The sequence below is a fragment of the Aureimonas sp. Leaf324 genome (genome assembly GCF_001423245.1).
GTDB lineage: Bacteria > Pseudomonadota > Alphaproteobacteria > Rhizobiales > Rhizobiaceae > Aureimonas.
Window position 1 is genome coordinate 622,451 of the sequence record NZ_LMOH01000001.1, and the last position, 12,094, is coordinate 634,544.

Here is a 12,094-nt window from a genome sequence, read left to right on the forward strand (position 1 = left end):
CGGTCAGTCTCCAGTCCTGACGAGAACGTGGCGCTTCTTGCCGAGCGATAGCTTGGCGACGCCCTCGCTGAGCGCGGCGGCATCGACCGTCAGGCGCTCGTCGGACACGGGCTGGTCGTTCAGGCGAACCGCCCCGCCCGCGACATGGCGCCGGGCCTCGCCGTTGGACGCTGCGAGCCCAGCCTTGACGATCAGCGACAGGATGCCGACCCCCGACGCGAGCTCCGACTTCGGGACCAGCACGGTCGGCAGCGTATCGGCCAGCGCGCCCTGCTCGAAGGTCGTGCGGGCGGTCGCCTCGGCCTGCGTGGCGGCCTCGCGACCGTGGACGATGGCCGTGGTCTCGGTCGCCAGAATCTTTTTCGCCTCGTTGATCTCGGCGCCGCCGAGCGAGGCGAGACGCGCGATCTCGTCGAGCGGCAGGCGGGTAAAGATCTTCAGGAAACGACCGACGTCGGCGTCCTCGGTGTTTCGCCAGTACTGCCAGAAATCGTAGGGGCTGAAGAGGTCGCCGTTGAGCCAGACCGCACCGGATGCCGACTTGCCCATCTTCTCGCCCGACGACTTGGTGAGGAGCGGCGTCGTCAGCGCATAGAGCTGCGGGCCTCCCATGCGGTGGCTGAGATCGACGCCGTTGATGATGTTGCCCCACTGGTCGGAGCCGCCCATCTGCAGCACCGTGCCGTAGCGCCGGTTGAGCTCGGTGAAGTCGTAGCCCTGCATGATCATGTAGTTGAACTCGAGGAAGCTCAACGACTGCTCGCGGTCGAGTCGCAGCTTCACCGAATCGAAGCTCAGCATCCGATTGACCGAGAAGTGGCGGCCGACGTCGCGCAGGAACTCGACGTAGTTTAGCTTCAGGAGCCAGTCGGCGTTGTTCACCATGATGGCCGCGTTCGGGCCGTCGTAGCGCAGGATGTTGCCGAAGACGCGCTGGATGCCGTCGATGTTGGTCTGGATCTGCTCGGGCGTCAGCATCCCGCGCTGCGAGTCGCGGAACGAGGGATCGCCGACCATCGAGGTGCCGCCGCCCATCAGGCTGATCGCCTGATGCCCGGTCTCCTGGAGCCAGTAGAGCATGGTGACGGAGATCAGGTTGCCGATATGGATCGACGTCGCCGTCGCGTCGTAACCGACATAACCGGTGATCCGCCCCTTGTGGGCGAGCGCGTCCAGCCCCTCCGGATCGGAGACCTGATGTATGAAGCCGCGCTCGTCGAGAACGCGCAGGAAGTCGGATTTGTAGCGGCTCATGATCGTCCGTTTCGCCAGGCGTAGGGGCCGGGTACGCCCCTGCCGGCTTTTGCTGTCTTACTTAAGGCGCTTCGGGCGGGCGTCGGACAGCTCGCCCGCGAGGCGACGGTCGAGATAGTCGGCGCACTCGGCCATCAGCTCCTCGGTCTGCTCCGAGAAGAAGTGGTTGGCGCCCGCCAGCGTCTTCTGGGTGATCAGGATGCCCTTCTGCGTCTTCAGCTTGTCCACCAGACCCTGAACATCCTTGGGCGGCGCGACCTTGTCCTTGTCGCCGTGGATGATGAGGCCCGACGACGGGCAGGGTGCCAGGAACGAGAAGTCGTAGGAGTTCGGCTGCGGGGCGATCGACATGAAACCCTCGATCTCCGGCCGGCGCATCAGGAGCTGCATGCCGATCCAGGCGCCGAACGAGTAGCCGGCGACCCAGCAGTGCTTGGAATCAGGGTGGAGCGCCTGGATCCAGTCGAGCGCCGCCGCGGCATCGGACAACTCGCCCGCCCCGTGATCGAACTCGCCCTGGCTGCGACCGATGCCGCGGAAGTTGAAGCGCAGCGTCGTAAAGCCGCGCTCCACGAACATGTAGAACAGCTGATAGACGATCTGATTGTTCATCGTGCCGCCGAAGCGGGGATGGGGGTGGAGAACGATCGCGATCGGCGCGTTCTTCTCCTTCGCCGCCTGATAGCGACCTTCCAGTCGGCCGGCCGGTCCGTTGAAGATGACTTCGGGCATTGCAAAACCTCAAGGGGGCTCGATGACCGGAGGGACCGGACACCTTGACGGAGAAGGGGCAGCCTCTTAAAGTTCTTTCTTAGAACGATTCAAAACTACTCGGCTCCTACAGGGGCGCTATGTAGTCCGCCGAACGCTCGAAACACAAACATTTTCGAGTGTTGACCGTTGAGCGAGCCATCGAGGGGCCCATCGCAGAAGCACGAAGGTCGGCTGTGCGCGAGATGCGTGTCTATCTGGATCACAATGCGAGCGCGCCGCTTCTGAAATCGGCTCAGGATGCGATCGTGGCCGCGCTCGGCGTCACGGGCAATCCGTCGTCGGTCCACACGGAAGGTCGCACTGCGCGATCCATCGTCGCGAAGGCCCGGTCCGATGTCGCCGCGTTGGCGGGCGCGGAGAGTGAGGCCGTCGTCTTCACGAGCGGAGCGACCGAGGCCGCCTCGACCTGCCTGACGCCGCACTGGATGCGGGACGGGCGAGACCTCGTGCTTCCGCGTCTTGCCGTCATCGACACCGACCATCCCTGCATTCGCGAGGGGGGCCGCTTCGCCTCGGCCGATGTCACGCGCCTGCCGGTCCTGCCGGACGGAACGCTGCGGCTGGACGCGCTCGACGCCTGGCTCGACGCGGGGCCGCCGGGGCTGATGGCTTTCTGCGAAGCCAATAGCGAAACGGGTGTGACGCAGCCTGTCGAGGCCATCGTCGAGCGATGTCGTGCCGCGGGAGCGGTCGTCGTGTGCGACAGCGTCCAGGTCGCCGGTCGGATGCCGCTCGGGGCGCTTCGGCTCGGCGTCGACGCGATGATCCTCTCCGCCCACAAGATCGGCGGACCGAAGGGGATCGGCGCGTTCATTCTCGGCTCGGCATCGATGCGACCGACACCGCTCCTCACCGGCGGAGCGCAGGAAACGCGGCAGCGGGCGGGCACCGAAGCGATGCCGCTGATCGCCGGCTTCGGGGCTGCGGCTGCCGTGGTGCTGGACGATGCGACCCGGCCGGAGGACCTGCTCGCCCTGCGCCAGCGACTGGAGGCCGGATTTCGTGCCTTGGCACCGGGCTTTCTGATCCTTGGCGCCGATGCGGAGCGCCTGCCGCAGACCGTGATGGTCCATCATCCCGCGCTTCGGGCGGAGACGGCGCAGATCGCGATGGACCTCGCAGGGTTCGCCGTATCGGCGGGCTCGGCCTGTTCCTCGGGAAAGATCGGGGGCTCGAGCGTGCTGGAAGCGATGGCGCGCGGTGGCGCCGCGATCGATCCGTCGCGCGGGGGCATTCGCGTCAGCTTCGGCCGGGAGACGAGCGTCGCCGAGATCGATCGGTTCCTCGCCGCGTTCGCCAGTTTCTGGGCGCGGCAGGGCAACTCGCCGCAGGTCCGGCAGGTCGCGTGAGAAGCCGCAGCTAATCTGGCCTTCCTCCTTCAACTTTTGAGGGCGGCCCCCCATTTGAACCGTTGTGAACTGCCGCTATAGGGCAGGGCACAAGCCAACCACCGGACCTTGAATCCGGCGAGTGTGGAGAGAGACGATGCCAGCAGTCCAGGAAACGATCGATCAGGTCCGCCAGATCGACGTCGATCAGTACAAGTACGGTTTCGAGACCGTCATCGAGATGGATGTGGCCCCCAAAGGCCTGAACGAAGACACCATCCGCCTGATCTCGGCCAAGAAGAACGAGCCGGAATGGATGCTGCAATGGCGTCTGGACGCGTTCGAGCGCTGGAAGTCCATGGAGAGCCCGTCCTGGGCGCGCCTCGACTATCCCCTGATCGACTTCCAGGACATCCATTACTACGCCGCGCCGAAGTCGATGTCGGGCCCGGCCTCGCTCGACGAGGTCGATCCGGAGATTCTGCGCACCTACGAGAAGCTCGGCATCCCGCTCAAGGAGCAGGAGATCCTGGCAGGCGTGCGCCGGCCGGACGAGCCCTCGCAGTTCGAGAGCGACGACGATTCGGGCGTGCCGCCCTCCGAGGGCAGCTACGGGGGACGCGTCGCCGTCGATGCCGTGTTCGATTCGGTGTCGGTCGCGACGACCTTCAAGAAGGAGCTGTCGAAGGCCGGCGTGATCTTCATGCCGATTTCCGAAGCGATCCGCGAGCATCCCGAACTGGTGCAGAAGTATCTCGGCTCCGTCGTTCCGGTGTCGGACAACTTCTTCGCCACGATGAACTCGGCCGTCTTCACCGACGGATCGTTCGTCTACGTCCCGCCGGGCGTGCGCTGCCCGATGGAATTGTCGACCTATTTCCGCATCAACGAGCGCAACACAGGCCAGTTCGAGCGCACGCTTATCATCGCCGACAAGGGCTCTTACGTCTCGTATCTCGAGGGCTGCACGGCGCCGCAGCGCGACGAAAACCAGCTTCATGCCGCCGTGGTCGAGCTCGTCGCGCTCGACGATGCCGAGATCAAGTACTCCACCGTCCAGAACTGGTATCCGGGCGACAAGGAGGGCAAGGGCGGTATCTACAACTTCGTCACCAAACGCGGCGACTGCCGCGGTGCCAACTCGCGCATCTCTTGGACGCAGGTCGAGACGGGCTCGGCCATCACCTGGAAGTACCCGTCCTGCATCCTGCGCGGCGATGGTTCGCGCGGCGAGTTCTACTCGATCGCCGTGTCGAACGGGCGTCAGCAGATCGATAGCGGCACCAAGATGATCCACATCGGCAAGAACACGTCGAGTCGCATCATCTCGAAGGGCATCTCGGCGGGCAACTCGAACAACACCTATCGCGGTCAGGTCACGGCCATGCGGAAGGCGTCGAACGCCCGCAACTTCACGCAGTGCGACTCGCTTCTCATCGGCGAAGGCTGCGGCGCGCACACCGTGCCTTACATCGAGGCGAAGAACGCGACGGCGCAGTTCGAGCACGAGGCGACCACCTCGAAGATTTCCGAGGATCAGCTCTTCTACTGCATGCAGCGCGGCATCCCAGAGGAGGAGGCCGTGGCGCTGATCGTCAACGGCTTCGTCAAGGAGGTGATCCAGCAGCTGCCCATGGAGTTCGCCGTGGAAGCGCAGAAGCTGATCGGCATCTCGCTCGAGGGTAGCGTCGGCTAAGCCCGGCGCTCCACCTCACCGACCCTTTCGACCGCGCCCGAAGCGGCGCCGACCAACGCTTTTAGAAGAACGAAGATGCTCGAAATCAGAAACCTGCACGCCCGCGTGGCGGATACCGACACCGAAATCCTGCGCGGCCTCGACCTGACGGTCGCGGACGGCGAGGTGGCGGCGATCATGGGGCCGAACGGGTCGGGCAAGTCGACCCTGTCCTACATCATCGCCGGCCGCGAGGATTACGAGGTCACCGAGGGCGACATCCTCTACAATGGCGAGTCGATCCTCGAGATGGACGCGGCCGAGCGGGCGGCATCGGGCGTGTTCCTGGCCTTCCAGTATCCGCTGGAGATTCCGGGCGTCGCGACGATGACCTTTCTGAAGACGGCGCTCAACTCTCAGCGCAAGGCGCGCGGCGAGGCTGAACTGACGACCCCGGACTTCCTGCGCCGCGTCAAGACATCGGCCGCCGATCTCAAGATCGACGCCGACATGCTGAAGCGCCCGCTGAACGTCGGCTTCTCCGGCGGCGAGAAGAAGCGCGCGGAGATCCTGCAGATGGCGCTTCTGGAGCCCAAGCTCTGCGTCATGGACGAGACGGACTCCGGCCTCGACATCGATGCCCTGAAGATCGTGGCCGATGGCGTCAACGCACTGCGCGGCCCCGATCGCTCGTTCCTCGTCATCACGCACTACCAGCGCCTGCTGGACTATATCGTGCCGGACAAGGTCCACGTCCTCTACAAGGGCCGGATCATCAAGTCTGGCGACAAGTCGCTGGCGCTGCAGCTCGAAAACGAGGGCTACGCCCAGATCATCGGCGAGGCCGCCTGATGTCCGCCGCCAACCAGACCCGCACCAAGGCGGAACTGGCGCTGATCGAACGCGGCCAGACGTCGGTCGCGACCGACGCGCAGCGTCAGGCGCTGGACGTTCTCGCCAGCGAGGGGTTGCCGAGCCGCCGCGTCGAGGCGTGGCACTATACCGACCTGCGCGTTCTGCTCGGCCGGCAGGCCGAGGCCAGCAGCGAGGCGGGCGGCGCGACGTTCCTTTCGCCGTTTCTTCCGCATAGCACCGTGGTCGAGCTCGGCTCGGCCGGGGCCGGCAACGATCCGGCGCCGGGCATTTCGGTGTCGCAGGCGACAAGCCCCGCGGCGTTCGACGAGGTCGTGAACCATCTCGACCGAGCCGTCGACACGATCCGCCTCCTCAACACCGCCATGGGCGCATCCGGTTCCGCGTTGCACGTCATCAAGGCTGAGGGCGCTGCGGGCGTGATGGAACTGCGGCCGCAGCCCGCGGCCGGCGGCAGCCATTCCTATTCGAGTGTCGACGTAGGCGCAGGCGCACGCGTGACCATCGTCGAGCGGGCGCCGGCGGGCGCGTCAGGCGACCTGTCTTCGGCCGTGCACCACCTGGACATCGGCGACGGCGCCGAGGCGCTGTGGATCGTCGTACAGGAGAAGGGTGCGGCGGAAACGCATCTCGGCCAGCTCAATGTGCGCCTCGGGGCGGACGCGAAGCTCAAGCTCTTCGTGCTGAATGCGGGCGGCGCCGTGGTTCGGCAGGAGGTTCATGCGGTGACGGTCGGCGAGGGTGCCGATATTCAGATCCGCGGCGTGAACCTCCTGGAGGCCGGGCAGCACATCGACGTCACGACGACGCTCAATCACAACGTCGCCCACACGACCTCGACGGAAATCTTCCGAAACGTCGTGTTCGGCGGTCATGGCGTCTTTCAGGGCATGATCCGCGTCGCCAAGGGCGCGCAGAAGACCGACGCGCGCCTGGCTTGCAACACGCTGCTCCTGTCGGACGAAGGCGACTTCTCGGCGAAGCCGGAACTCGAGATCTTCGCCGACGACGTGCAGTGCGGTCACGGTGCGACGGCCGGCGAGATCAACGCCGATCACCTCTTCTACCTCATGAGCCGCGGCATCCCCGAAGCCCCCGCGCGGGCGCTTCTCGTGAAGGCCTTCGTCGACGAAGTGGTGGAAGATCTGGAGGACGAGGCAGTGGTCGAGGCGCTGGAAGCGCGCATCGACGACTGGCTGGCGCGGGATCTCTGATCCCGCGCGACCGTCCGAGCCGGCTGCCGGCCGGAAACCCGGAGAACGGATCGATGAATATCCAGACCATCACGACCGAACGCTACGATGTCGAGGCGATACGCCGCGATTTCCCGATCCTGTCGCGTGAGGTCTACGGCAAACCGCTTGTCTATCTCGACAACGGGGCCTCGGCACAAAAGCCGCGGCAGGTGCTGGACGTCATCCAATCCGCCTACGCGGACAGCTATTCCAACGTCCATCGCGGCCTGCACTTCCTGTCGAACAAGTCGACCGAGGACTTCGAGGCGGCGCGCGAGATCGTGCGCTCGTTCCTGAACGCGGCGAGCCACGAGGAAATCGTCTTCACCAAGTCCGCGACCGAGGCCATCAACCTCGTCGCCTACGGTTACGGCATGCAGGAGATCGGGGAGGGCGACGAGATCGTCCTCACCGTGATGGAACACCATTCCAACATCGTGCCCTGGCACTTCCTGCGCGAGCGGAAGGGCGCCAAGCTCGTTTTCGTCCCGGTGGCCGACGACGGGTCGATCACGCTCGAGGATTTCGAACGCGCGATCACGCCGCGCACCAAGCTCGTTGCCTTCACGCACATGTCGAACGTTCTGGGCACGGTGACGCCGGCAAAGGCCGTGACCGAACTCGCCCATTCGCGCGGCATTCCGGTGCTGGTCGACGGCAGCCAGGGCGCCGTCCATCTTCCGGTCGACGTGCAGGACATCGGCTGCGACTTCTATGTGTTCACTGGCCATAAGATGTACGGACCGAGCGGCATCGGCGTCCTCTACGGCAAGTTCGACATGCTCGACCGGATGCAGCCGTTCAATGGCGGCGGCGAGATGATCGTCGAGGTGAGCGAGGAGGGCGTGACCTACAATGGTCCGCCGCATCGCTTCGAAGCCGGCACGCCGCCGATCGTCCAGGCCATCGGCCTGGGGGCGGCGCTCGAATACATGCGCTCCGTCGGTCGCGAGAAAATCGCGGCGCACGAGGAAAGCCTCCGAGCCTACGCGCATGAGCGCCTGAAGGCCGTGCCGACGCTTCGCATCTATGGCGAGGCACCCGGCAAGGGCGCGATCGTCGCCTTCGATCTCGAGGGGATTCATTCCCACGACGTGTCGATGGTGATCGACCGCGAAGGCGTCGCCGTGCGGGCCGGCACCCACTGCGCCCAGCCGCTCTTGAAGCGCTTCGGTGCCACCTCGACTTGCCGCGCGTCGTTCGGCATGTACAACACCATGGCCGAGGTCGATCGCCTCGGCGAAGCGCTTGAAAAGGCGCACCGTTTCTTCGCCTGAGGAGCCATCTGATGGCCGATACACACGACACGGCGGCAATGCCGTCGCCCACGCCGGACGAGGCGGAGCGCGTCGGCGCCAACCTCCAGACCGCCGGGGCCGACAAGGGCTCGGCGATCCCGCCGGACGAGCTATCGCGGCTGACCGACGATATCGTCGCGGCGCTGAAGACGGTCTACGATCCCGAAATTCCGGCCGATATCTACGAGCTCGGTCTGATCTACAAGATCGACATCGACGACGACCGCAACGTCGATATCGACATGACGTTGACGGCCCCCGGCTGCCCCGTGGCCGGCGAGATGCCCGGCTGGGTGGAAAATGCCGTCGGGTCCGTCGAAGGCATCCAGGTCGTCAAGGTAGAACTCGTCTTCGATCCGCCCTGGACGCCCGAGCGCATGAGCGAGGAAGCCCAGGTGGCGGTGGGCTGGTTCTGATCGCGCTCGGGTGCGGCTTGCACAGATGCGCGAGCCGTACCAAATCTATGCCAAGCACGCTTCCAAGGAGCCTCCCATGGGCCGCTTTTCCGTTCTCTCCATGTCCGACACCGCCGCCGAGCGCGTGCGCGCCATCGTGGATGCGCGCGGCGGAGAAGCGGAAGGGATTCGCATCGGCGTCAAGAAGGGCGGCTGCGCGGGCATGGAATACACGATCGACCTCGTCACCGAGCCGAAGCCGGGCGAGGATGTGGTCGAACATGCCGGGGCCCGTGTCTTCGTGGCGCCGGAGGCCGTGCTGTTTCTCTTGGGCACTCGCATGGACTACGAGGAGACCACGCTCCGCTCCGGCTTCACGTTCATGAATCCGAACCAGACCTCCGCGTGCGGTTGTGGTGAGTCGATCGAGCTCAAGCCCGCCGATAGCGCAAAGGTCGCGGCGGCTCGCTCGGCCGCCTGAACGCGGGCGTGGACGACGACACGATCCACGAACTGTTCGCCACACTTCAGCCGATCACGATCCGCCGCATGTTCGGCGGCAAGGGCATCTACGCTGACGGCCGCATTTGCGCGCTCGTTCTGAACGACGAGCTCTACCTCAAGACCGATTGCGAAACGGCGTCCCGCTTCGAAGCAGCGGGCGCTCGGCGCTGGACCTACCAGCGTGAGGGCGCAGCGCCCGTTGCGATGCCGTACCATACCGTCCCGGACGAGGCCTTGGATGATCCCGACATCATGGCGGGCTGGGCGCGCTTGGCGATGGGGGCGGCCATCCGACACGGCATGAAAAAGCCGCCGGGACGCGTCAAGCATCCGGCGGCTTCCAGAAACTCGAAGACGGTCGTTTGAACGATCAGGCGCCTGTCTGGATCAACATGAAGGCGGGGATCTCGTCGCCGAAACCAACCGGCGTCCCTTCCTCGCGACCCGATCCGTTCCGATCGTTCGAACGGCGCCCGGACGACGGCTGAGGGCGATCGCTTCGGCGGGGACCACGGTTGTCGTCGCGCGGTTCGGCACGACGGGTCGGCTCAACCGGCGCGGGAGCAGGCTTCTCGACAGCGACCGCTGCCGGCGTCTCCTGACCGCTCTCGTCGTCCACCACAGCATCGGGCGCCGCCTCGCGGCCTCGACGAGAGGTGCGGCCCGAACGGGGCGACGAACGCTTGCCGTCGGTCTCGCTCCGGCGACCACCGCGGCGGCGATCGTTCGCCGACGTCTCTTCGCTCTCTTCGACCACCGGGAGCGACGAGACGTCGCCGTCCAGCCATTCGATCTCCTTGCCGATCATCGTCTGGATGGCATCGAGATACTTCTTGTCGGCCTTCGAGACGAGCGTGAAGGCCTTGCCGGAACGGCCGGCCCGACCGGTCCGGCCGATGCGATGGACGTAGTCCTCGGCATGGATCGGCACATCGAAGTTGAAGACGTGGCTGACCATCGGGATATCGAGACCGCGCGCCGCGACATCCGATGCCACCAGCAGGGTCAGCTTGTTGTCGCGGAACGCCTGCAGGGTCATCGTGCGGGCGCGCTGGTCCATGTCCCCATGAAGGGCACCGACGGAGAACCCGTGCTTCTCCAGCGACCGGAACAGCAGCGAAACATCGCGCTTGCGGTTGCAGAAGATGATGGCGTTGGTCAGTTCCTCGCCCTGGTCGCGGATCACGCGGCGAAGCGTCTCGCGCTTCTCGTAATCTTCCTTGCGCGTGGCGACGAGACGCTGCTCGACAGTCAACGCGGTCGAGGATGCTTTCGCCACTTCGACACGGACCGGGTTCTGAAGGAACTGATCGGCGAGGCGCGTGATCTCCGGCGGCATCGTGGCGGAGAAGAACAGCGTCTGGCGCGTGAACGGGATCATCTTGCAGATCCGCTCGATGTCCGGGATGAACCCCATGTCGAGCATGCGGTCGGCCTCGTCGATGACGAGAATCTCAACGCCGGTCATCAGGAGACGGCCGCGCTCGAAGTGATCGAGCAGGCGGCCGGGCGTCGCGATCAGGACGTCGACGCCGCGCTCCAGCTTCTTGTTCTGCTCCTCGAACGACACGCCGCCGATCAGAAGCGCGACGTTGAGGCGTTGGTTGACGCCATACTTGATGAAAGATTCTTCGACTTGCGCCGCGAGTTCCCGCGTCGGCTCGATGATCAGCGTGCGCGGCATGCGCGCGCGGGCACGACCCTGCTCGAGCAGTGTCATCATCGGCAGCACGAAGGAAGCGGTCTTGCCCGTTCCGGTCTGGGCGATGCCGAGCACGTCCCGCCGTTGCAGCGCATGGGGGATGGCCTGTGCCTGGATCGGCGTCGGCTCCGTGTAACCGGCCGCCTCGACAGCCGACAGAACCTTCGCACTCAAACCAAGATCGGAAAACGGCATGAAATCGGATGTCTCTTGCTGCCGGACTTAGGAGCAAGTCCGAAGGAGCTTCGTATCCCTCGACGGGCGATAGGCGTCCGGCATGCCTCTGTCAACCAGAGAACACTTGCGCACGCGAGTTATCCTCCGCCGGAAACCAATCCGGCAGAGGCGAATCTAGGCTGAACTTGATCGCCCGAACTATTCGAACGGCACGAGACGGACCGAACCCGTACGAGGACCGAATGGACGAGATGTCTCAGTTCGATGCGGGACCGAAGCGATAGGGCTGCCCCGGCGCGACGAAAAGCTCGTATGTTTCCGAAATCTCTCCGTCCATCGGCACGATGTCGAAGAACAGCGTCAGGTTGCTTTCCTGACCTTCGGCCGGCGCGTCGGCGCGGTATCCGACGATAGCGCCATCCACCTCGGCGATCTCCGTCACCTCGGTGCTGCTGACGACCGTCGGCTTGCCGTCACGCTCCTCGACCTGCTGGAAAAAGAAACGGCTTCCCTTGGTCTCGCCGAGGGCCTGCGTCATGATCGTACGCCAAACCCCGTTGCGCCCATCCACGGCCCAAGGGCCGACGATCTGGACGTCACCGATGATCGGCGACAGCGTGGCGATCGCTCCCATGACCTCGGCGTTGCGCTCGGCCGACCCCTGCGCCGGTGCGGGGGCGGCCGGTGCCGGCTGCGACGCGTCCGGCGCGGTCCCGGGCGCGGCGGGGGCCGGGGGCGCCGTAGGTACCGCAGGCGCGGTCTCGGCAGGCGTTGCGGCCGGCGGCGTTGCGTCCTGTGCCCCTGCCGCACCGGCGGAGACGAGCACGATCGCGACGGCGCTATGAATGATCCGGTTCATGGTCGGCCCCTGGCTTTTGA

At 65.4% G+C, this 12,094-nt stretch carries 12 protein-coding genes; 8 read left to right on the plus strand and 4 right to left on the minus strand.

The genetic code is table 11. From position 1 onward, the window contains the following. Nucleotides 1-3: 3 nt before the first annotated feature. Both tyrS and ASF65_RS02980 read right to left on the minus strand, forming a co-directional pair. Nucleotides 4-1,254, minus strand: coding sequence for a tyrosine--tRNA ligase (gene tyrS / locus ASF65_RS02975; RefSeq protein WP_055884817.1), 1,251 nt, complete (start codon nt 1,252-1,254; stop codon nt 4-6). 57 nt (nt 1,255-1,311) lie between these two features. Then, a complete protein-coding gene (locus ASF65_RS02980; protein WP_055884820.1) occupies nt 1,312-1,986 on the minus strand; it encodes an alpha/beta hydrolase in 675 nt (224 codons plus the stop codon). Nucleotides 1,987-2,210: 224 nt separating this feature from the next. Here ASF65_RS02980 and ASF65_RS02985 point away from each other — a divergent pair, with 224 nt between their 5' ends. From ASF65_RS02985 to ASF65_RS03020, 8 genes are all read left to right on the plus strand, one after another. Then, entirely contained in the window at nt 2,211-3,377 is a 1,167-nt protein-coding gene (locus ASF65_RS02985) for an aminotransferase class V-fold PLP-dependent enzyme (protein ID WP_055885074.1), read from the plus strand. Nucleotides 3,378-3,513: 136 nt separating this feature from the next. Continuing rightward, nucleotides 3,514-5,052: a Fe-S cluster assembly protein SufB gene (gene sufB / locus ASF65_RS02990; RefSeq protein WP_055884823.1), complete on the plus strand. Its 1,539-nt coding sequence runs from the start codon at nt 3,514-3,516 to the stop codon at nt 5,050-5,052. 75 nt (nt 5,053-5,127) lie between these two features. Further along, a complete protein-coding gene (gene sufC, locus ASF65_RS02995) occupies nt 5,128-5,883 on the plus strand; it encodes a Fe-S cluster assembly ATPase SufC (RefSeq protein WP_055884826.1) in 756 nt (251 codons plus the stop codon). Continuing rightward, nucleotides 5,883-7,118, plus strand: a complete 1,236-nt coding sequence (gene sufD / locus ASF65_RS03000; RefSeq protein WP_055884830.1) for a Fe-S cluster assembly protein SufD — start codon at nt 5,883-5,885, stop codon at nt 7,116-7,118. The genes sufC and sufD overlap by 1 nt, the downstream gene beginning before the upstream one ends. Nucleotides 7,119-7,171: 53 nt before the next feature. After that, nucleotides 7,172-8,416 carry a cysteine desulfurase gene (locus tag ASF65_RS03005; protein WP_055884833.1) on the plus strand — a complete coding sequence of 415 codons (1,245 nt, stop codon included), beginning with the start codon at nt 7,172-7,174 and terminating at the stop codon, nt 8,414-8,416. An 11-nt stretch (nt 8,417-8,427) separates the two neighbouring features. Continuing rightward, the gene (locus ASF65_RS03010; protein WP_244486534.1) at nt 8,428-8,853 is read left to right on the plus strand and encodes an SUF system Fe-S cluster assembly protein; all 426 of its coding nucleotides are present in this window, start codon (nt 8,428-8,430) and stop codon (nt 8,851-8,853) included. A gap of 76 nt (nt 8,854-8,929) precedes the next feature. Beyond that, nucleotides 8,930-9,313: a Fe-S cluster assembly scaffold SufA gene (gene sufA / locus ASF65_RS03015; protein ID WP_055884840.1), complete on the plus strand. Its 384-nt coding sequence runs from the start codon at nt 8,930-8,932 to the stop codon at nt 9,311-9,313. A gap of 8 nt (nt 9,314-9,321) precedes the next feature. Next, nucleotides 9,322-9,702, plus strand: a complete 381-nt coding sequence (locus ASF65_RS03020; protein WP_055884843.1) for a TfoX/Sxy family protein — start codon at nt 9,322-9,324, stop codon at nt 9,700-9,702. 4 nt (nt 9,703-9,706) lie between these two features. Here the strand turns inward: ASF65_RS03020 and ASF65_RS03025 are convergent, their stop codons facing one another. Both ASF65_RS03025 and ASF65_RS03030 read right to left on the minus strand, forming a co-directional pair. Continuing rightward, a complete protein-coding gene (locus tag ASF65_RS03025; RefSeq protein ID WP_055884846.1) occupies nt 9,707-11,233 on the minus strand; it encodes a DEAD/DEAH box helicase in 1,527 nt (508 codons plus the stop codon). 238 nt (nt 11,234-11,471) lie between these two features. Next, nucleotides 11,472-12,074 carry a hypothetical protein gene (locus tag ASF65_RS03030; protein WP_055884849.1) on the minus strand — a complete coding sequence of 201 codons (603 nt, stop codon included), beginning with the start codon at nt 12,072-12,074 and terminating at the stop codon, nt 11,472-11,474. Between the last annotated feature and the right edge of the window lie 20 nt (nt 12,075-12,094).

Bases quoted from the DNA above. Each gene is read 5' to 3' on its own strand.
- ASF65_RS03030 (WP_055884849.1), bottom strand. From the start codon at position 12,074: ATGAACCGGATCATTCATAGCGCCGTCGCGATCGTGCTCGTCTCCGCC.
- sufD (WP_055884830.1), top strand. From the start codon at position 5,883: ATGTCCGCCGCCAACCAGACCCGCACCAAGGCGGAACTGGCGCTGATC.
- ASF65_RS03025 (WP_055884846.1), bottom strand. From the start codon at position 11,233: ATGCCGTTTTCCGATCTTGGTTTGAGTGCGAAGGTTCTGTCGGCTGTC.
- ASF65_RS03010 (WP_244486534.1), top strand. From the start codon at position 8,428: ATGGCCGATACACACGACACGGCGGCAATGCCGTCGCCCACGCCGGAC.
- sufB (WP_055884823.1), top strand. From the start codon at position 3,514: ATGCCAGCAGTCCAGGAAACGATCGATCAGGTCCGCCAGATCGACGTC.
- ASF65_RS02985 (WP_055885074.1), top strand. From the start codon at position 2,211: ATGCGTGTCTATCTGGATCACAATGCGAGCGCGCCGCTTCTGAAATCG.
- sufC (WP_055884826.1), top strand. From the start codon at position 5,128: ATGCTCGAAATCAGAAACCTGCACGCCCGCGTGGCGGATACCGACACC.
- ASF65_RS03005 (WP_055884833.1), top strand. From the start codon at position 7,172: ATGAATATCCAGACCATCACGACCGAACGCTACGATGTCGAGGCGATA.
- ASF65_RS02980 (WP_055884820.1), bottom strand. From the start codon at position 1,986: ATGCCCGAAGTCATCTTCAACGGACCGGCCGGCCGACTGGAAGGTCGC.
- sufA (WP_055884840.1), top strand. From the start codon at position 8,930: ATGGGCCGCTTTTCCGTTCTCTCCATGTCCGACACCGCCGCCGAGCGC.
- tyrS (WP_055884817.1), bottom strand. From the start codon at position 1,254: ATGAGCCGCTACAAATCCGACTTCCTGCGCGTTCTCGACGAGCGCGGC.